The following is an 18,478-nucleotide window of genomic DNA, read 5'->3' as shown; positions in this document are numbered from 1 at the left end:
CAGAATACGACTTGAGCATGGCGGCCCTTCGATTGCCGGAAGACCGGTTGACCCCGACCTTCACAAAACACGGGCGCGATCCACGCGCCGCGGGACCAAAAGAACCGGCGTAGGCTCTTGTCCTCCGCCTTTGGGAGACTGCTCATGAAAACCAAGTTCGCACTTGCTGCCGCAGCCCTTGCAGCGGCAACCTTCCTGTCGGGCGCCGCAAGCGCCAAGACCTTCGTTTACTGCTCGGAAGGTTCGCCGGAAGGCTTCGACCCCGGCATGTACACCGCCGGCACCACCTTTGATGCCTCCGCTCATCCGATCTACAGCCGTCTGATGGAATTCAAGCCGGGCACGACGGAAGCCGAAGCCGGTCTCGCCGAGAGCTACGAAGTCAATGCCGACGGCACTGAATACACCTTCAAGCTCCGTCCGGGCGTCAAGTTCCACACCACCGATTTCTTCACCCCGTCGCGCGAACTGAACGCTGACGACGTGATCTTCTCGCTGGAGCGCCAGCTGAAGGCTGATCATCCGTGGAACCAGTACGTTGCCGGCACCTCCTGGGAATATGCCGCCGGCATGGGCTTCCCGGAGCTGATCAAGTCGATCGAAAAGGTTGACGATCTGACCGTCAAGATCACCCTGAACCGTCCGGAAGCGCCGTTCCTCGCGAACCTCGCAATGCCCTTCGCGTCGATCGTTTCGAAGGAATATGCCGACAAGCTCGAAGCTGAAGGCAAGAAGGAACAGCTGAACCAGATGCCGGTCGGCACGGGTCCGTTCTCCTTCGTCGGCTACCAGCAGGACGCCGTCATCCGCTACAAGAAGAACGCCGACTACTGGGGTGGCGCACCGAAGATCGACGACCTCGTCTTCGCCATCACCACGGACGCCGCCGTTCGCTACCAGAAGCTCAAGGCCGGCGAATGCCACCTGATGCCGTTCCCGAACGCAGCCGATGTCGAGTCGATGAAGTCCGACCCGGCCCTGACGGTCATGGAGCAGGAAGGCCTCAACGTCGCCTACCTCGCCTACAACACGACCCAGGCTCCGTTCGACAAGCCGGAAGTCCGCAAGGCGCTGAACAAGGCGATCAACAAGGAAGCCATCGTTGATGCCGTCTTCCAGGGCATGGCAACGCCGGCCAAGAACCCGATCCCGCCGACCATGTGGTCCTACAACCAGTCCACCCAGGACGACGCGTACGACCTGGATGCTGCCAAGAAGGAACTCGAAGCAGCTGGCGTCACCGGTCTGTCGATGAAGATCTGGGCTATGCCGGTTTCGCGTCCGTACATGCTGAACGCACGTCGCGCTGCTGAAATCATGCAGGACGACTTCGCCAAGATCGGCGTCAACGTCGAGATCGTGTCCTACGAATGGGCCGAATACCTCGACCGTTCGAAGGCCAAGGATCGTGACGGCGCCGTCATGCTCGGCTGGACCGGCGACAACGGCGACCCGGACAACTTCCTCGACACCCTGCTCGGCTGCGAGGCCGTCGGCGGCAACAACCGCGCTCAGTGGTGCAACGAAGAGTTCAACGAACTGGTGAAGAAGGCCAAGGTCACCTCCGACCAGGCCGAGCGCACCAAGCTCTACGAAGAAGCTCAGCTCGTCTTCAAGCGCGAAGCACCTTGGGCCACGATCGACCACTCTCTCTCGGTCGTTCCGATGCGCAAGGAAGTCTCCGGCTTCGTTCAGAGCCCGCTCGGCGACTTCACCTTCGAAAACGTCGACATCGCCGAGTAATCGGAACTGTCATCCTTTCGCCGCGGGCCATTGTGCCCGCGGCGTTTGTCGTTGATGCGGGATCGTTCTCGCGTCATGCTCGAAGGCTCAGCGGAAGCGGTTCGGGTAACTGGGACGGCCATGGGGCCGCGGTTCGACCTCCTTAGAAACAACAGGTCTCACACATGTTTGGCTTTCTCCTGCGACGGCTCGCCGTCTTGATCCCGACCTTCATCGGTGTCTCGATCATTGCCTTCGCCTTCATCCGGCTTCTCCCCGGTGACCCGGTCGCGCTGCTTTCGGGCGAGCGCGTCATGTCGCCCGAGCGTCATGCGCAGATCAGCGCCCAGCTCGGCCTCGACCGCCCGGTGGTGGTTCAGTATTTCGACTATCTCGGCGGCGTTCTGACCGGTGACTTCGGCACCTCGATCGTCTCCAAGAGCCCGATCATCGACCAGTTTTTCGCGCTGTTTCCCGCGACCGTTGAACTCTCGCTCTGTGCGATCCTGATCGCCGTGGCGATCGGCGTTCCGGCCGGCATCATCGCAGCCATCAAGCGCGGCTCCTTCTTCGACCAGACCATGATGGGCATCGCTCTGGTCGGCTACTCTATGCCGATCTTCTGGTGGGGCCTGCTGCTGATCATCCTCTTCTCCGGCATCCTGCAATGGACCCCGGTTTCGGGGCGCATCTCGCTGATGTTCTTCTTCCCGCCGGTGACCGGCTTCATGCTGATCGACAGCCTGCTTTCGGGCCAGAAGGGTGCGTTTCTGTCTGCCGTCAGCCACCTGATCCTGCCGTCGATCGTGCTGGCGACCATTCCGCTCGCCGTCATCGCCCGTCAGACGCGCTCGGCCATGCTGGAAGTGCTGTCGGAGGATTACATCCGCACGGCGCGCGCCAAGGGTCTGTCGCCGTTCCGCGTCGTCAGCCTGCACGCGCTGCGCAATGCCATGATCCCGGTCATCACCACGATCGGTCTGCAGATCGGCGTCATGCTGGCAGGCGCGATCCTCACCGAAACCATCTTCTCCTGGCCGGGCATCGGCAAGTGGATGGTCGACAGCGTGTTCCGCCGTGACTACCCGGTCATCCAGGGAGGTCTCCTCCTGATCGCCGGCATCATCATGGTCGTGAACCTGATCGTCGACCTGCTCTACGGCCTGATCAACCCGCGCATCCGCCACTAGAAGGATAAAATCCCATGGCAGAGACAACATCCAGCCAGCCGGTTTCAAGCGCGCAGATGCGCCGCCAGATGCTGGCCGAATTCTGGTTCTACTTCTCCGAGAACCGCGGCGCCGTCATCGGCCTCGTGGTCTTCCTCGCCCTCGTCTTTATCGCCGTCTTCGCCGGTGTCATCGCCCCGCACTCGCCCTTCGAGCAGTATCGCGAAGCGGTGCTGCTGCCGCCGGCCTGGTTGGAAGGTGGTAACTGGAGCTATCCGCTGGGTACCGATCCGGTCGGACGCGACATTCTCTCGCGCCTGATTTACGGCTCGCAGTACTCGCTCTTCATCGGCGTCTTCGTCACCACGCTGTCGCTGACGACGGGCATCATCATCGGCGTCATCGCCGGCTATTACGGTGGCTGGCTCGACACCGCGATTATGCGCCTGATGGACATCATCCTGGCCTTCCCGTCGCTGCTGCTTGCCCTGGTTCTCGTTGCTATTCTCGGGCCCGGCCTCACCAACGGGATGATCGCCATCGCACTCGTCCTGCAGCCGCACTTCGTCCGCCTGACGCGTGCTGCTGTCATGACGGAGAAGACACGCGACTACGTCACGGCCGCACGTCTTGCCGGTGCAAGCCCGCTTCGCCTGATGTTCAAGACGATCCTGCCGAACTGCATGGCGCCGCTGATCGTCCAGGCGACGCTGTCCTTCTCTAACGCGATCCTCGACGCAGCCGCGCTCGGCTTCCTCGGCATGGGCGCCCAGCCGCCGGCCCCCGAATGGGGCACGATGCTCGCCGAAGCCCGCGAGTTCATTCTGCGCGCCTGGTGGGTCGTCACCTTCCCGGGTCTTGCCATCCTGATCACCGTTCTCGCCATCAACCTGATGGGCGACGGCCTGCGCGATGCGCTCGATCCCAAGTTGAAGAGGTCCTGATCATGGCGCTTCTCGATATTCAGAACCTCACCGTCCAGTTCGAGACGGCCAATGGTTGGTTCAAGGCCGTAGACGGCGTTTCGCTGTCGGTCGAACCGGGTGAAGTGCTTGCGATCGTGGGCGAAAGCGGCTCCGGCAAGTCGGTCGCCATGCTCGCCGTCATGGGCTTGCTGCCCTGGACGGCCAAGATCACCGCCGACAAGATGGAGTTCCAGGGGCGTGACATCCAGAAGATCTCGGCGGCCGAACGCCGCAAGCTGATCGGCAAGGACGTCGCGATGATCTTCCAGGAGCCCGTCGCCAGCCTCAACCCGTGCTTCACCGTCGGTTTCCAGATCGAGGAAGTCCTGCGCCTGCACATGGGCCTTGGAGCGAAGGAACGTCGCGAGCGCGCGATCGAACTCTTCAAGCTGGTCGGCCTGCCGGATCCTGCCGAGCGGCTCAATCACTTCCCGCACCAGATGTCGGGCGGTCAGTGCCAGCGCGTGATGATCGCGATCGCAATTGCCTGCAATCCGAAGCTCCTGATCGCCGACGAGCCCACCACGGCACTCGACGTGACGATCCAGAAGCAGATCCTCGATCTCCTGATGCAGCTTCAGGCCGAGACCGGCATGGGCCTCATCATGATCACCCATGACATGGGCGTGGTCGCCGAGACCGCGGACCGGGTCATCGTCCAGTACAAGGGCAAGAAGATGGAGGAGGCCGACGTGCTCTCGCTCTTCGAAAGCCCGAAGAACCCCTATACCCGCGCGCTGCTTTCCGCCCTTCCGGAAAATGCCACCGGCGACCGCCTGACCACGGTCTCCGACTTCCTGGCCGCCGCTGAAACGGGAGGTGCAGCATGACCGAAGCGACACAAACCCCGATGCTCGAGATCCGCGACATCAAGCGCGACTACCGCGTGCCGCAGGGCCTGTTCAAGGATGACAAGATCGTCCACGCGGTAAAGGGTGTCTCCTTCAAGCTCGACAAGGGCAAGACCCTTGCGATCGTCGGAGAAAGCGGTTGCGGCAAGTCCACGCTCGCCCGCATTCTCACCTTCATCGACGAGCCGACGGCAGGCGAACTCCTCATCGACGGCCAGAAGGTCGATACGCGTCCGGGCCATCTGACAGCCGACATGCGTCAGAAGGTGCAGATCGTCTTCCAGAACCCCTATGGCTCGCTCAATCCGCGCCAGAAGATCGGCGACGTACTGGGTGAACCGCTGCTCATCAACACCAAGATGAGCGCTGCCGAACGGCGCGATCGTGCAACCGAGATGCTGATCAAGGTCGGCCTCGGTCCGGAACACTATAACCGCTACCCGCACATGTTCTCCGGCGGCCAGCGCCAGCGCATCGCCATTGCCCGCGCGCTGATGCTCAATCCGAAGCTGCTGGTGCTCGACGAGCCGGTATCGGCACTCGACCTTTCGGTCCAGGCTCAGGTGCTCAACCTGCTCGCCGACCTGCAGGAAGAGTTCGGCCTGACTTACGTCTTCATCAGCCACGACCTCTCGGTCGTGCGCTACATCGCCGATGAGGTGATGGTGATGTATTACGGTGAAGCGGTCGAATACGGCACGCGCGATGCGGTCTTCGCCGATCCGCAGCACGAGTATACCCGCACGCTCTTCGCCGCGACGCCGCGCGCCGACGTGGAATCGATCCGGGCCCGCATGGCGAAGCGCAAGCTGGCCGTTGCCGGCTGAGTTATGGTTTGAGAGAGGGAGCGCCTTTGAGCGCGCTTCCTCTCGCGGTCAGTTCTGACGGGTCACCTGATGGACTGTGTCTTCGAGGATCTCGATCAGCTGCTGCCTGACTGCAGGCGGGCTTAGCGTATGATCGGTATTCTCCAGCAGGATATGCTTCAGGCCTGGAAAGGCGCTGTGGCCTGCCAGCGATTTGCCGAAGTAAAGGCGTTGCTGCTCCAGACTGCCGTCGGTACGGCAGGAGAGGAAGGTGACAGGCACCTTTCTTGCCTCCAGTTTCCGCAAGAGCCCAAACAGCTGTCCGCGCATTCGTCCGAGTTTGGTGAGCCCGCCGAGATAGGGCGATATCTGCCGTGAGACGCGGTCCTTGGCATGGCCTGCAATATTCTTCGCCGCTTTAGGGATATCCACCTCGCCGGACAGCACCCTCTTATAGGTGCCGAGGCTGAAGGCACGGCGCTTGTAGTCGCTCAGCGGTCGTGCGCCAGCCATCAGAAGCGTGTCCACATCCTCATCCGGATCGAGAACGAGGCGGAGCTGATTGATCGAGATAATGCCGCCGACATCAGGATTGTCGGCAGCCGCGTACAGAGCCGAATGCGCCCCACTGCAAATGCCTGCCAGGAGGATCGGGCAAGCGTTGCGTGACCGGACATGGCGGATGACGGCATGCACGTCGCTGAGCTGCTCGCTGGAATAGACGACCTGCAGCTCCCCCTCGGGTCTTGCGGGGCTCTCCCCGATATTCGAGAGATCAACTCTGAGCGTCGCAATGCCCCGCTGCGCCAGACGCCGCGCCGTATCCACCCACAACCCGCCCCAGCCGATATGCGGCGCATAGGCCATGTTCAGAAAGATGATGACGGCCTTCGGGATCTCGGAGTTTGGCGCGCAGAAAATGCCGAACAAGCGCGAGTCGATAACCTCGACTTGTTCAGTAAAGGCGCCGGCGGACAGTACCGCAGGCTCCGGAGCGTCGCTCCTGGAAGTTTGTGACGCTTCGTCCACCGCAATGGTCTGACGGAACCAGTCTCCGATCGTATCGATCAGGGACGTCGGCATCGGCGATGTCAAGACGCCGTCGAGCATCGTGCCATAGCCGATGAAGTCGGTCATGTGCACAAAGGCGCCAGAGCGCTCGAGCTGGTCGGCCAGTTCCCGATCGGTCCCGTTTTCCGGCCGCGCCAGGACAAGCGTCGGCAAACCGGCTGGAATTGTCTCGATAGAGACGGAAACCGATTTCATGTCGGCTGCCAAAGCCGGATCCATGATGAAGGAAGCCAAGACGGTTGAGCCGGCCGGATAGCCGAAATCGATACCGATACCGTCTTCGATGACCTTCTCTCTCAGCGCGACCTCACGGAGGTAGCGTCGCCCATTCAGCGCGGGCGCTGCGAGAACGTAGCCCGCCAGCCCTTCATCCCGCTGGCCGGCACGCAGCGCAACCGCGGCGCCGATGCCCATGCCATAATAGAGGATCCGGGTGCATCCGGTGCGCTCGCGGAGTTCCCGAGCCGCGCGCACTGCGCCCTCGACCCAGGTGTCGAAAGCCGCGCCATTCTTGACGGGCAGTGAATCGCCCTCGCCGGGATAGTCGAACCGGATCACCGGGTATCCCCGCCGCGCCAGATCTTCGGCAATGAGCCTGTGAAATTTCACCGTGCACAGCGCATCGAAGCCCCAGGGCTGGCAGAGCACGACGCCGGTCGTTCCGCCCGCAGGATGCAGATGGCCGAGCATGCCATCCATCGTCACCGCCGTGGCGGGACATGTGGAATAGCCGAGACGCTGGCCTGGATTTGAAGGCGCGAGGTTGGATTGCATCGCTGGAGCTACCGAATATCGAGGACGGCGGAAACTGCAGCCGTCACGCGCCGACAATGGGACGACATCTCTTAACAGATCAGCAAAAACGGTGCGAAATATGCGAAACTTGGAAAATATCGCGACAGCTGTTGCGGTTGTTCAGGGCAGATAACCGTATGAGATCTTGGGGCTATCGAACACCATGGTCGATCGGATGGTCTTGATCTCGGCCAACCTGTCGAACTCCTGCCAGATGAGCCGCTTGAAGTCGGCCATGTCCTTGACCGAGACCTTCAGCAGAAAATCGAAGTCGCCCGCCACCGCATGGATCTCGGTGACCTCGGCAAGCTTGCCCACATGATCGATGAAGCGCTCGCCCACCTGGGGTGTCGTTCGGTCCAGCGTGATCTCCACGAAGGCCTGCAGCCCGAGCCCGACACGAGGTGCATCCACGATGACAGCTTGCCGGATGATGCCGCTGGAATAGATCCGCGCCAGACGCCTCGACAACGGGGCTGCGGTCAAGCCGACGCGTTCGGCAAGTTCCGCATTGTTCAGGCTCGCATCCTGCAGAAGGCAAGCGATGATCCTTCGATCGATCCTGTCGAGGTTGACGTGTTCGGCTTCCATTCGCGATCCCTCGTCTCGGGCATGGCGCAAATTTCTATCGCCGGAGACGGGTATCTGGCAATACGGGTCAAGTTGACTTCCTCTCTCGCGCGAAATCCGCAGAGACTTTGCGCGGATTTGTTGATATCTCTGATCCATCTGCACAATCGCTCTTCGCCGAAGGTTTCCGATGTTCGAAAAGCTCGCCTCACAGCCCAATGACCCGCTGCTCGCCTTGATCGGGCTCTACAATGCCGATCATCGGGCGGACAAGATTGACCTCGGCGTCGGTGTTTATCGCGACGATCTCGGGCGCACCCCGGTCATGCGCTCGGTGAAGGCCGCCGAGCGGGAGCTTTTGGAGAAGCAGGACAGCAAGTCCTATGTCGCACCGGAAGGCGACCGCGTATTCCTCGAACTGCTCTGGGACCTCGTCGGTGGCAAGGGCCACGGCAAGTTTGCAGCTGGCGTCCAGACGCCCGGCGGCTCCGGGGCGCTTCGCCTCGCGTCCGACCTGATCGCGCGCGCCGGCAGTGGTCGCCTGCATCTTGGTGTGCCGAGCTGGCCGAACCATGCGGGCATCTTCGGCGCCACCGGTCTTAACGTCGAGACATATCCGTACTTCGATGTGCCGACCCAGGACGTGCGCTTTGCGAGCATGATGAAGGCATTGAGCAGCGCGCCCAGGGGCGATGCCGTTCTGATCCATGCCAGCTGCCACAACCCCACCGGCGCCACCCTGACATCGGCGCAATGGGAAGAACTGGCTGCCGTCATCGCAGAGCGCCGTCTCGTCCCCCTGATCGATTCCGCCTATCAGGGTTTTGGTGCCGGTATCGAGGAGGATGTCGCCGGCCTGCGCACGATCATTGCGGCCGCGCCCGAAGCCCTGATCGCCGTCTCCTGCTCAAAATCCTTCGGCATTTATCGCGAACGCACCGGTGCCATCTTCGCGGTCGCAGAGAGCCAGGAACAGGCCGATATTGCCCGCTCGAACCTCGTGACGATGGCACGCACGAGCTACTCCATGCCGCCGGACCACGGGGCCGCGGTCGTCCGGACGATCCTGTCGACAGACAGCCTGCGCCAGGACTGGATCGATGAGCTGAACAGCATGCGCGATCGTCTGAACGGTCTGCGCCGGGAACTGGCCGCAGCGCTTTCCGATGGCTGGCAACTCGCGCCCCAGATTGCCGATCAGCAGGGCATGTTCTCGCTGCTGCCGCTCAAGGAGGCCGATGTGCTGTCGCTGCGCAAGGAACACGGCATCTATATGCCGACGTCCGGGCGCATCAACATCGCGGGCCTGAAGAGCGAGGATATTCCGCGCGTTGCCCGTGTCCTGAAACCGCTTCTGGGCTGAAATCATGACCACGACAACCGTCAACCAGGCGGGCGCCGAGCGCCACCGCCTCTATGAAGACGTGCTTGCGATGATCTCGGGCACGATGTTCGTATCGCTCGGTACGTTGATCTACACCGAAACGATGCTGACGGTCGGCTCGAGTGCCGGCCTCGCGCTGCTTCTGTCCTATGTCAGCGGCTGGGGCTTCGGCATCATCTTCTTCATCGTCAACCTGCCGTTCTACATCCTCGCGGTGAAGCGCATGGGCTGGGCCTTCACGCTCCGCACCTTCACGGCTGTGGCGCTCGTCTCCGTCCTGTCGAAGCTGAACAGCCAGTGGATCGATTTTTCCCATCTCGATCCGCTCTATGCCACCATCATTGGTGGCGGACTGATCGGCACGGGCTTGTTGATGCTCTTCCGTCACCGCACCGGCCTCGGCGGCATCAATATTCTTGCGATGTATCTGCAGGAAAAGACAGGCCTGCGGGCTGGCTATTTTCAGCTCGGCGTCGACCTGACAATCCTCGCAATCGCCTTCTTCGTGCTTCCCGCCGATCGGTTGGCGCTCTCGGTGCTCGGGGCCGCCATCGCCAACCTGATCCTCGCGATCAACCACAAGCCCGGCCGCTACATGGGCTTGAGCTGAGACTTCTCACTCCGCCTTGACGAGTTCAACGCGTCGGTTCTTGGCGCGCCCGGCCTCGCTCTCGTTGCTCGCCACGGGCGCTGCAGGCCCCGCACCGAAGGCACGTAGCCGCGACGTGGAAATGCCGAGGTCGGTCAGGGCAGACACCACGGCATCAGCGCGGCGCTTCGAAAGCTCTATGCTATAGTCGAAGCCGCCCTTCCAGTCGGTGTGGCCGGCAACGATGACCTTCACGTCCGGGTTCGACCCCAGGAACTTCACGATTTCATCCAGCGTCGGCTGCGAATCCGGGCGGATGGTTGCCTGGTCGAAATCGAAGAGAATGCCGTAAAGCGCGACGCGCCCGTAGGCGGTAATGTCCTTTTGCATCTGCGCGGCATCAACAAAGACGATCTTGTCAGTGTCCATCGGTGCCGTCTCGACCACGTCGATCAGCACTTCCGGCGCCTTCTTGAATTCGCCGACATAGATGGTGGCATAGACGTCTCCTTCGGCGCGGGCGAGCTTCGCCGACGTGAAGATCTGAGAACCTGGATTGGAATGAATATCGCCATTGCCGAGCGGGCTCTCGTCATGCAGCGCGAAGTAGAGCTCGGAGCCGCCGAGATCGGAGCAATCGGCGCCCCTGCATTCGAAAAGAAGCTCGAACCCCTTCGCCTTGATTTCGCTTTGGAAGTTTCGGGCCACCTCAAGCGGTGAGCGGCCCTCGGGTCCTTCGTAGCGGATCCGGATCGAGCGCCCGGCCGCCGCGACGCTGTTCTTGTCGTTGACGCGCTTGCCAGTAGCCCTGCGATCAGCAGAGGTGATCGGCTTGGTAAGGATGCGCTGCTCTTCGTAGTCTGAGACCTTGTAGAGCGTCATGACCGAGCCGTCGTATCGCCCGACCAGAGGATAGTCTTCGCCGCCCGCGACGTCCTTTGCGGATGCGCTGCCAAGCGTGATGAGAATTGATGAAATGCAAATCAGTATCAGCTTAAGCATGACTTTGCCTCATCGAGTGCGAAAACGGATGAGGCGAAGTCTAGATCGGCACGTTACTTTCTGTCTATTGCCGTTTCAGGCCGGGCTACATGCCTTGTGACGAAAGACAAGCGCCCTTTTTCGACGGCCATCACGCCAGCGCTGCATCCACGATGACCAGCGGGCGCCCTTGCGTGCAGGCCTCGATTCGGGCATCCACGCGGTAGACGTCTCGAAGCAGGGCAGGGGTGATGACCTCGCCGGTGGCGCCGCTGGCAATCAACCGCCCGTCTGCAACCACAAGCGCATGGTCGCAGTAGCGCATCGCATGGTTCAGGTCATGCAGCGCGATCAGCACGGCAATACCGCTTTCGGCTGCAAGTGTCCGCATGAATTGCAACACCTCGATCTGCCGGAACAGGTCCAGAGCCGAGGTCGGCTCATCCATCAACAGCACCTCCGGCTTGCGCACCAGCGCCTGCGCGATGGCCACCAGCTGTCGCTGACCGCCGGAGAGTTCGCCAAGATCGCGAAAGGCAAGGTCAGAAATGCGTAGCGAGGCGAGGATCCGGTCGATCTCGAGTAGCTCGCTGTCGGCCACTTTCCAGCCGGAGCCCTGCTTCGATGCGAGCAGGATGCTTTCGTAGACGGTCAGGACGGCGTTGGCGCCGGTATCCTGCGGCATGTAACAGATCGGCCGAAGGCTTTCTTCACCGGAGAGGTGAACGACGCCTTCCCCTTTCAGCAGCCCTGCAATCCGCTTGAACAAGGTCGACTTGCCGGCCGCGTTTGGGCCGATCACGGCCGTCAGCATGCCGCCGGCGATATCGCCGGTCGTGATGTCGCTGAAGACGCGGTGGCGGCCATACTGGGCACCGACCGCTTCGAGCCTGAGGGCTACCATGCGCGCCTCCTGTTGGTGAAAATGAGGGAGAAGAAGAAGGGCACGCCGACAAGGGCTGTGATCACGCCGATCGGCATGATGGCCCCGGGGATCAGCATTTTCGACACGACCGAGGTTACGGAGAGCAAGAGCGCACCGCAAAGCACGGAGCCCGGCAGGAAAAAGCGCTGATCTTCGCCTAACAGCATGCGTGCGATATGCGGGCCGACAAGGCCGATGAAGCCGATGGTGCCGACGAAGGAAACGGGGATTGCCGCAAGCAGGCTGACCAGCAGCATGGTCTCCAGCCGAAGCGACCGCACATTGACACCGAAGGACGCTGCCTTGTCGTCACCCAGGCGAAGCGCCGTCAGTGCCCAGGCGCGGCGGGCAAAGAGCGGCACGCAGAAGACGAGCACGGCGAAGGTGACGGCCACCTTGCCCCATGTCGCCTTGGTCAGCGATCCCATGGTCCAGAACACGACGGCGGCAAGCGCCTGTTCGGACGCAAGATACTCGAGCAGCGAGAGCAGCGCGTTGAAGGTGAAGACCAGCGCGATACCGAGCAGCACGATCGTTTCGACCGTGACGCCACGCATGGTCGAGACGCCATAGATGAAGAGCGATGCCAGCATCGCCATCAGGAAGGCGTTGATCGGGACCATGTACTGCACGGCGGCCGGAAAGACGGCAACACCGGCCACGAGGCCGAGTGCGGCGCCGAAACCGGCCGCTGCGGAAATGCCGAGCGTGAAGGGGGAGGCGAGCGGATTGGCAAGGATCGTCTGCATCTGCGCCCCGGCAAGCGACAGACACGCGCCTACCGTCACGGCCATCAGCGCGATCGGCATGCGGATATCCCAGATCACGACGCGCAGCTGGTTACCCGCCGAGGCGGGATCCCAGATCGTCGAGACGACTTCCGACAGCGTGTAGCGTGCAGGGCCATAAGCCATGTCGACGGCAATCGACAGCACCAGACAGAATGAAAGCCCGGCGAGGATCGCCAGGCGTTTTGCCGTGAGGCTGCGATAGGTGTCGCTGGAGGCCGGAAGGGCCGTTTCGACGGTGGTAGCCATAAGTGTGTTCCTGTCTTTCATGCCCTTTGGGGCAGGCGGCCGGCGGTTTCCCGCCGGCCGTATGGGTATCAGGAGCCGGCCTTCAGCGAGGCGAAGTAGCCGGGCTGGTAATCCACCGGCAGGAAGCGGTCATGCATTTCCTTGAAGGTGGCGTCGGCATCGAGATCCTTGAAAAGCTCAGGATGCAGCCACTTTGCGATCTGCTGTACGGCAACGAACTGGTAGGGGCTGTTGTAGAACTGGTGCCAAATGGCATGCACGTTGCCATCCTTCACCGCCTTGATGTCGGTGAAGCCGGGGCGCTTCATCAGTTCGGCCAGCTTGCGCTCGGCCTCGGCCTTGTCGGCACCCGGGCCAACACCAATCCACTTGCCGCCGGGGACGTAGAGTTCCCAGTTCGAGCCGGTCACGATGACCTGGTCCGGGTTGGAGGCGATGATCTGTTCGGGATTGACCGTGCCGAAGGTGCCGGGAATGATGTCCTTCGCCATGTTCACGCCGCCGGCAAGCTCGACCATCTTGCCGAAGTTCTCGTTGCCGAAGGACATGCAGCAATCGTCGGAATAGCCGCCGGCGCGCTCCATGAAGACGACCGGCTTCTTGAGGTCGGGCTGCTTGGCGAGCACGTCCGTCACCTTGGCGATCTGGTCGTCGTGGAATTTGACGAACTCTTCGGCGCGCTCTTCCTTGCCGAACAGCTTGCCGATGATGCGCATGGAATCGTCGGTGTGCTCCATCGGCTTTTCGCGGAAATCGATATAGACGAGCGGAATGCCGACGGCGGCGAGCTTCTCGATATAGCCGCTTTCTTCCGTCGCAGACTTCGCTTCCGTGTTCATGATGATCACGTCAGGCTTCAGCGCCACGGCCTGTTCGATGTCGAAAGTCCCGTCCTTCATCCCGCCGAAGGTCGGGATCTGCTCCATCTCCGGAAACTTCTTCAGATAGATGTTGTAGCCGTCGAGGTCAGCCTTCTTGAAGTCGTCGCGCCAGCCGACAACACGGCCGAAAGGCTTGTCGGTGTCGAGAGCGGCGGTGAAGTAGATCTGGCGGCCTTCGCCAAGGATCACGCGCTCGACAGGAACGTTCACCTCGACCTCACGGCCGGTGATGTCCTTGATCTTCACCGTCTCGCCGGCGAGCGCGGCGCCTGAAAAAAGGACGAGCGAAATCGCGGCGGCGGAAGCCACCCTCTCCATTTTGAACACGATCAGTTCTCCTGCTTGTGATTGTGAGGTGATCTATGTTTTTCTGACTTTCACAGTCAAGAATTATCTTTTAGAAGTGTTCCAGCCTCTTTGCCCCGCTCTGGAAGACCTTAGAAATGCAAGCTGTTAGCACCCTTTCCAATCATGACCTTCGTGACGAGATCAAAGCCTATTGGTCGCTCCGCGCTGAAACCTTCGACACGCAGCCGGGTCATGAGATCTTTTCCGAAGACGAACGCGCGGCCTGGCACGCGCTGTTTCGAAAGCATCTCGGAGAAGGGGAAGGTCGGGCAGCGCTCGATCTCGCCTGCGGCACCGCGGTGATTTCGCATTTGCTTGATGACCTCGGTTTCAAGGTCACCGGTTTGGACTGGGCCGAGCCCATGCTCGAGCGGGCGCGGGCGAAGGCAAAGGCCAGAGGCCGGCAGATCCGCTTCCTGATGGGGGACGCCGAACGCACGATGGAGGACGATGCCACCTATGACGTCATCACCAATCGTCACCTCGTCTGGACGCTTGTCGATCCGCTCGCCTGCTTCCGCGAATGGCACCGGGTATTGAAGCCGGGCGGCAAGCTGCTGATCGTCGACGGGGATTTCGTCAACACGTCCAGGCTGACCCGTCTGCTGAAGACCGTCACCCGTCTCGCAAGCCGCCTCGGGCTTGCCCGCGATGCACTCCACGGGGCACCGAATTCCGACATGGCTGAGACGCACAATCGCATCCTCTCGCGCGTGCATTTTTCCGGCGGCGCCCATGCACCGGCGGTGGCGGATCTGCTGAAAGAAGCCGGCTTCACGAAGATCACGATCGACCAGAACATGGGCGCGATCCACAAGGCACAGCGCAAGAACTTCTCCTTCTTTAAAGGCCTCGAGCGCGCCACCCAGCATCGCTACGCCATCTGCGCGGAAAAATAACCGAGGCTTTCTGCGGGACACTAACTCTCCAACGTATAGTCCCCACTGCAAGGGGGCGACCTGCCAACCTGCCGCTGCCTGCATCGACATTCGCCCGTCGAGCGATGCCCGCGGCGGCATCTTGCAGAACGCTGATGTCATGTCGAAGAGCGCAAAGGCACAGCGGTTTTTCTCATGTCGGATGCCACAGCCTCTCTGTGCATGGGACCATCCTGCCGGTCGACGGCGGATGGCGGGCGCGTTAAACAACACTGGTCGTACAAGCGGGGGGAAAGCATGGGACGGATCGTATCGATTGGCGAATGCATGGGGGAGCTCTCGGAAACGGGAACACCCGGTGCCCTCAGCATGGGCTTTGCCGGCGATACGCTGAACACCGCCTACTATCTCCGCCGCAGCCTGGGCACAGACTGGCAGGTGGATTACCTCACCGCCATCGGCACGGACGGCCTGTCCGACAGGATGCTGGACTTCCTGGCCGCCGAGGGCATTGGCACCGACCATGTTCGCTGTCTCTCCGACAAGACGATCGGGCTCTACTACATCACCCTGAAGGACGGGGAGCGCAGCTTCACCTATTGGCGCAACGACAGTGCGGCCAAAAGGCTCGCAAGCGATCCGTCTCTTCTCGCGCGTGCCCTTGACGGTGCCGACATGGCCTATTGGTCGGGCATCACCCTGGCCATTCTGTCCAACCAGGATCGGCTGGCTCTCATTGAGGCTCTCAGTCAGTTTGCGGGCCGCGGCGGAACGGTGGTGTTCGATCCCAACCTGCGGCCGCGGCTCTGGGACAATCCGGAAACGATGCGTGGCTGGATCCACCGCGCCGCGGCGGTCAGCGATCTCTGCCTTCCCTCTTTCGAGGATGAGGCCACCTGGTTTGGCGACACCGATCCCTCAGAAACGATCAAGCGGTATCTGGCCGAGGGGTCCCAGCGGGTCGTGGTGAAAAACGGCGCGGCCGATGTGAGCTTCACCGATGGAGCCGGCCAGATATCGACTTGCGCCATCCCTCCCGTGGAGCGGGTCGTGGATACGACTGCGGCCGGCGACAGCTTCAATGCCGGTTTCCTGGCGGCCGAACTCTCTGGCGAAAGCGTCAGAGAGGCGATTGCCGCGGGCGCGAGGCTTGCAGGCAAAGTGATCGGAGCTAAGGGGGCCTTGGTGCCCGAGGCGACAAGCAGAGCTTGACGCGCCTGATGGCTCAGGCCGGAGCGCCCGTTCCGCCGACCAGGGTGTAGTAGCCCCAGACGAGCACCAGAGCGGCAACAATCCCGACCCAGACCATGACCTTCTTCAAGGTCGGCGAGAGCGACTTCTGGGGCTTCGGCGGTTTCTGCTCGGGTGGGCGCTCGAATTTGATGACGTTCGACATTCCAGATTCTCTCGTGTTGCGCTTGGCGCTTTATGAGCTTCCTGCCATGTTCGCATCACTGCGACAAGAGTGTAGACGTAGCCTTCTCGCGCGCTCGCCGGAGGAGAAGCCAGGGCGCAATCCATGGCCCTCCAGCCTCGGGCATGGCCGTTTGTCGCAGGTTTGCGACATTGGTTTCACAAGTGTCACATGCCACTTGTCGACAGGCGCCGACGTCGCTAGCGTCCATAGATAAGTTTAGCCGGCGCAGGATCGTGCAGAGTCACGAAGCCTCTTTCAGCCGGCATGTTGGATACGACCAGACGACAATGAAACTCTTCCTAGAAACCTCCGCCCAGGCTGATGTCGGTACCAGTCAGGATGGTGATCTCTCCGCCGCTGCCCGCAAGTTTTCCGGCGTTTCGTCCGCACACTTTCTGAGGTTGGTCGAAGAGCGCGGCACCACCGGCTTCTGGACCTGTGATCTCGCAACCGGTCAATCCTCCGTCAGCCCGGGACTTCTGCGAGTGATGGGAGTTGAGACGCCGCAGCCATTCGCGATCATGGATCTCATCAACCAGGTTCATCCGGATGATCGCCTGCGGTGTGAAGATCTCTGGCCGCTCATTCGCTCGGGCGTACCCGTGAACCGCAGTTTCCGCATCATCCGTGGTGATCGGACAGTGCGCTGGGTCGAGTTCCGCTCCGAGGTGGTTCTCGACGCAGAGCAGCGCCCGGCAAGGGTCATCGGCTTGCTGCAGGATGTTTCGCAGGATCATGAAAACCGGCAAGCCCTCGAAGAGAGCTTGGGGCGCTACAGGGCGCTCGTCGGTGCCGTCGCTGCCATGGAATGGCGCGCCACGGCATCCGGCGAGCCCGTCTTTTCACAAGGCTGGACCGTGCTGACCGGCCAGCGCGAAGCCGATGTTCTGAATGGAAGTTGGGTTGAAGCCATCCATCCGGAAGACCGGCAAGCGGTTATCGCCGCCTGGAAGAACGCCGTCTCCAACCTCACCCCTTATGAGGCCTATCATCGCATAAGGATGACGAATGGCGATTATGAGTGGTTTCTCGCCCGCGCGGTTCCCATGCTGCATAGCGGCCGCCTGCACGAGTGGCTCGGCATTCTGATCCGCCAGCGTGGGCTCAAAGGGATCGACCCCGTGAACGCCTCTGCCGATAGCCTGCTGACGCCGATGCAGATCAGGGCCGGTCGCGCCATGCTCCAGTGGACGTTGGAGGATCTCTCCCAGCACTCCGGCGTCTCCATCTCGTCCATAAGACGGATAGAAGCCGAGGGAGAGCGGGCCACACGTCCCGCCTCTCTCAACGCGATACGACAGGCCTTCGAACTGGAAGGACTGATCTTCAGCGACGGCAACGGGGTCGCGCTGCAGCGCGCCGAGGGCAGGCGGCTCTGAAGGTCAGGCCTGACCGTCCTCAGCTCGCAAGCCGAGGCGTGGACACGATCTTGAGGAACAGCGCGTTCATGGCGTCCTCGATACCCTGGCTCGGGCTGACCTCGAAATAGAGCCCCGGTGACGCACAGGACTGCATCCGCGTCGGGATCTCGCTCTGGAACGGGCTGATCCACTTCTTGTACCAGTCATTGGTCGGGAGCGGCAGATAGGTGGTGTATAGCACCGCGATCCGGTAGCCCTTGTTCTTCAGCACCTCGCACTGGGTGGTGTCGATGGGCTCCTGACAGCGCCCGCTGGTCGTCTTCTTGGTGCAGGTGCTGGGCTTGTAGGCATCGCCGACACCATCAGACACGAAGAACAGGATTTTTTCGGGGCTGCCCGCCGAGGCGCCAGTACCGGCAGTCCCCATGAGATTGCCGATGTTCTTCAGCGCGCGGTCGAAATCCGTCTGCTGGTCGTTGTCATAGCCCTGCCAGGGGATCGACATCAGGCCGATCTTGGATGCCTTCGTCTGCACCTGATCGAGGTTGTCGGTCAGCGACGAAACCTCAAGCAGCTTCGTATCTTCCGCCTTCTCGCCGAAGGTATAGACGGCCATGCGATACTGGTTGGAGCTCTTGCGCGACGCTTTGGCGGTATCCATCAGCGCTGCCGTCGCCTTTGCCACGACGTCGATGCGGATCGTTACGCCCAGCTTCTTGGCGAGATAA

17 protein-coding genes and 1 pseudogene are annotated in these 18,478 nt (G+C 61.6%); 10 read left to right on the top strand and 8 right to left on the bottom strand.

The window, feature by feature from the left end; genetic code table 11:
- Window positions 1-144: 144 nt before the first annotated feature.
- From FAA86_RS22130 to FAA86_RS22110, 5 genes are all read left to right on the top strand, one after another.
- Window positions 145-1,743, top strand: coding sequence for an ABC transporter substrate-binding protein (locus FAA86_RS22130; RefSeq protein ID WP_136543202.1), 1,599 nt, complete (start codon window positions 145-147; stop codon window positions 1,741-1,743).
- A gap of 164 nt (window positions 1,744-1,907) precedes the next feature.
- Window positions 1,908-2,912 carry an ABC transporter permease subunit gene (locus tag FAA86_RS22125; protein WP_113460000.1) on the top strand — a complete coding sequence of 335 codons (1,005 nt, stop codon included), beginning with the start codon at window positions 1,908-1,910 and terminating at the stop codon, window positions 2,910-2,912.
- A 14-nt stretch (window positions 2,913-2,926) separates the two neighbouring features.
- Window positions 2,927-3,835, top strand: a complete 909-nt coding sequence (locus tag FAA86_RS22120; protein WP_113459999.1) for an ABC transporter permease subunit — start codon at window positions 2,927-2,929, stop codon at window positions 3,833-3,835.
- Between the two features lie 2 nt (window positions 3,836-3,837).
- Window positions 3,838-4,686, top strand: coding sequence for an ABC transporter ATP-binding protein (locus FAA86_RS22115; RefSeq protein WP_113459998.1), 849 nt, complete (start codon window positions 3,838-3,840; stop codon window positions 4,684-4,686).
- Window positions 4,683-5,534: a dipeptide ABC transporter ATP-binding protein gene (locus tag FAA86_RS22110; protein ID WP_136543200.1), complete on the top strand. Its 852-nt coding sequence runs from the start codon at window positions 4,683-4,685 to the stop codon at window positions 5,532-5,534. The genes FAA86_RS22115 and FAA86_RS22110 overlap by 4 nt, the downstream gene beginning before the upstream one ends.
- Before the next feature lie 48 nt (window positions 5,535-5,582).
- Here FAA86_RS22110 and FAA86_RS22105 read toward each other — a convergent pair whose 3' ends face one another.
- Together FAA86_RS22105 and FAA86_RS22100 are read right to left on the bottom strand one after the other, a co-directional pair.
- On the bottom strand, window positions 5,583-7,358 hold the full coding sequence (locus FAA86_RS22105) for an alpha/beta hydrolase (RefSeq protein WP_136543198.1): 1,776 nt from the start codon (window positions 7,356-7,358) through the stop codon (window positions 5,583-5,585).
- A 141-nt stretch (window positions 7,359-7,499) separates the two neighbouring features.
- Window positions 7,500-7,970 carry an Lrp/AsnC family transcriptional regulator gene (locus FAA86_RS22100; RefSeq protein ID WP_136543196.1) on the bottom strand — a complete coding sequence of 157 codons (471 nt, stop codon included), beginning with the start codon at window positions 7,968-7,970 and terminating at the stop codon, window positions 7,500-7,502.
- Between the two features lie 169 nt (window positions 7,971-8,139).
- Between FAA86_RS22100 and FAA86_RS22095 the strand changes: the two genes are divergently transcribed.
- Both FAA86_RS22095 and FAA86_RS22090 read left to right on the top strand, forming a co-directional pair.
- On the top strand, window positions 8,140-9,312 hold the full coding sequence (locus FAA86_RS22095; RefSeq protein ID WP_136543194.1) for an amino acid aminotransferase: 1,173 nt from the start codon (window positions 8,140-8,142) through the stop codon (window positions 9,310-9,312).
- A 4-nt stretch (window positions 9,313-9,316) separates the two neighbouring features.
- Window positions 9,317-9,943 carry a DUF6198 family protein gene (locus FAA86_RS22090; protein WP_113459993.1) on the top strand — a complete coding sequence of 209 codons (627 nt, stop codon included), beginning with the start codon at window positions 9,317-9,319 and terminating at the stop codon, window positions 9,941-9,943.
- Between the two features lie 6 nt (window positions 9,944-9,949).
- Here FAA86_RS22090 and FAA86_RS22085 read toward each other — a convergent pair whose 3' ends face one another.
- The 4 genes from FAA86_RS22085 to FAA86_RS22070 all read right to left on the bottom strand — a co-directional run bounded on the left by FAA86_RS22085 (window position 9,950) and on the right by FAA86_RS22070 (window position 14,064).
- Window positions 9,950-10,924 carry an OmpA family protein gene (locus FAA86_RS22085; RefSeq protein ID WP_136543192.1) on the bottom strand — a complete coding sequence of 325 codons (975 nt, stop codon included), beginning with the start codon at window positions 10,922-10,924 and terminating at the stop codon, window positions 9,950-9,952.
- Window positions 10,925-11,054: 130 nt separating this feature from the next.
- Window positions 11,055-11,807 (bottom strand): ABC transporter ATP-binding protein, encoded by a 753-nt coding sequence (locus FAA86_RS22080; protein WP_136543190.1) that lies wholly within the window; start codon window positions 11,805-11,807, stop codon window positions 11,055-11,057.
- Window positions 11,801-12,865, bottom strand: a complete 1,065-nt coding sequence (locus FAA86_RS22075; RefSeq protein WP_136543188.1) for a FecCD family ABC transporter permease — start codon at window positions 12,863-12,865, stop codon at window positions 11,801-11,803. The genes FAA86_RS22080 and FAA86_RS22075 overlap by 7 nt, the downstream gene beginning before the upstream one ends.
- A gap of 68 nt (window positions 12,866-12,933) precedes the next feature.
- Window positions 12,934-14,064 (bottom strand): ABC transporter substrate-binding protein, encoded by a 1,131-nt coding sequence (locus FAA86_RS22070; protein WP_136543241.1) that lies wholly within the window; start codon window positions 14,062-14,064, stop codon window positions 12,934-12,936.
- Between the two features lie 125 nt (window positions 14,065-14,189).
- Here FAA86_RS22070 and FAA86_RS22065 point away from each other — a divergent pair, with 125 nt between their 5' ends.
- Complete coding sequence (locus tag FAA86_RS22065; RefSeq protein ID WP_136543186.1) at window positions 14,190-14,993, top strand: class I SAM-dependent methyltransferase; 804 nt, start codon at window positions 14,190-14,192, stop codon at window positions 14,991-14,993.
- A 276-nt stretch (window positions 14,994-15,269) separates the two neighbouring features.
- Window positions 15,270-16,184 carry a sugar kinase gene (locus FAA86_RS22060; protein WP_246035167.1) on the top strand — a complete coding sequence of 305 codons (915 nt, stop codon included), beginning with the start codon at window positions 15,270-15,272 and terminating at the stop codon, window positions 16,182-16,184.
- Between the two features lie 13 nt (window positions 16,185-16,197).
- Here the strand turns inward: FAA86_RS22060 and FAA86_RS24730 are convergent, their stop codons facing one another.
- Window positions 16,198-16,368 carry a hypothetical protein gene (locus tag FAA86_RS24730; protein WP_167495069.1) on the bottom strand — a complete coding sequence of 57 codons (171 nt, stop codon included), beginning with the start codon at window positions 16,366-16,368 and terminating at the stop codon, window positions 16,198-16,200.
- A 308-nt stretch (window positions 16,369-16,676) separates the two neighbouring features.
- On the opposite strand from FAA86_RS24730, the gene FAA86_RS22055 reads away from it, so the two are divergent.
- Complete coding sequence (locus tag FAA86_RS22055; RefSeq protein ID WP_136543184.1) at window positions 16,677-17,768, top strand: PAS domain-containing protein; 1,092 nt, start codon at window positions 16,677-16,679, stop codon at window positions 17,766-17,768.
- Between the two features lie 19 nt (window positions 17,769-17,787).
- Here the strand turns inward: FAA86_RS22055 and FAA86_RS22050 are convergent.
- Window positions 17,788-18,478, bottom strand: a pseudogene (locus FAA86_RS22050) (hypothetical protein); the annotation flags it as partial.

This window comes from Rhizobium rosettiformans W3, from assembly GCF_004912135.1.
GTDB classification, from domain to species: Bacteria; Pseudomonadota; Alphaproteobacteria; order Rhizobiales; family Rhizobiaceae; genus Allorhizobium; species Allorhizobium rosettiformans.
This window is presented reverse-complemented; position numbering and strand designations above follow the sequence as displayed.

Coding starts and splice junctions, on each gene's coding strand:
- FAA86_RS22095 (WP_136543194.1), top strand. CDS start 8,140: ATGTTCGAAAAGCTCGCCTCACAGCCCAATGACCCGCTGCTCGCCTTG.
- FAA86_RS22055 (WP_136543184.1), top strand. CDS start 16,677: ATGAAACTCTTCCTAGAAACCTCCGCCCAGGCTGATGTCGGTACCAGT.
- FAA86_RS22115 (WP_113459998.1), top strand. CDS start 3,838: ATGGCGCTTCTCGATATTCAGAACCTCACCGTCCAGTTCGAGACGGCC.
- FAA86_RS24730 (WP_167495069.1), bottom strand. CDS start 16,368: ATGTCGAACGTCATCAAATTCGAGCGCCCACCCGAGCAGAAACCGCCG.
- FAA86_RS22105 (WP_136543198.1), bottom strand. CDS start 7,358: ATGCAATCCAACCTCGCGCCTTCAAATCCAGGCCAGCGTCTCGGCTAT.
- FAA86_RS22090 (WP_113459993.1), top strand. CDS start 9,317: ATGACCACGACAACCGTCAACCAGGCGGGCGCCGAGCGCCACCGCCTC.
- FAA86_RS22125 (WP_113460000.1), top strand. CDS start 1,908: ATGTTTGGCTTTCTCCTGCGACGGCTCGCCGTCTTGATCCCGACCTTC.
- FAA86_RS22065 (WP_136543186.1), top strand. CDS start 14,190: ATGCAAGCTGTTAGCACCCTTTCCAATCATGACCTTCGTGACGAGATC.
- FAA86_RS22070 (WP_136543241.1), bottom strand. CDS start 14,064: ATGGAGAGGGTGGCTTCCGCCGCCGCGATTTCGCTCGTCCTTTTTTCA.
- FAA86_RS22060 (WP_246035167.1), top strand. CDS start 15,270: ATGGGACGGATCGTATCGATTGGCGAATGCATGGGGGAGCTCTCGGAA.
- FAA86_RS22100 (WP_136543196.1), bottom strand. CDS start 7,970: ATGGAAGCCGAACACGTCAACCTCGACAGGATCGATCGAAGGATCATC.
- FAA86_RS22085 (WP_136543192.1), bottom strand. CDS start 10,924: ATGCTTAAGCTGATACTGATTTGCATTTCATCAATTCTCATCACGCTT.
- FAA86_RS22075 (WP_136543188.1), bottom strand. CDS start 12,865: ATGGCTACCACCGTCGAAACGGCCCTTCCGGCCTCCAGCGACACCTAT.
- FAA86_RS22130 (WP_136543202.1), top strand. CDS start 145: ATGAAAACCAAGTTCGCACTTGCTGCCGCAGCCCTTGCAGCGGCAACC.
- FAA86_RS22120 (WP_113459999.1), top strand. CDS start 2,927: ATGGCAGAGACAACATCCAGCCAGCCGGTTTCAAGCGCGCAGATGCGC.
- FAA86_RS22110 (WP_136543200.1), top strand. CDS start 4,683: ATGACCGAAGCGACACAAACCCCGATGCTCGAGATCCGCGACATCAAG.
- FAA86_RS22080 (WP_136543190.1), bottom strand. CDS start 11,807: ATGGTAGCCCTCAGGCTCGAAGCGGTCGGTGCCCAGTATGGCCGCCAC.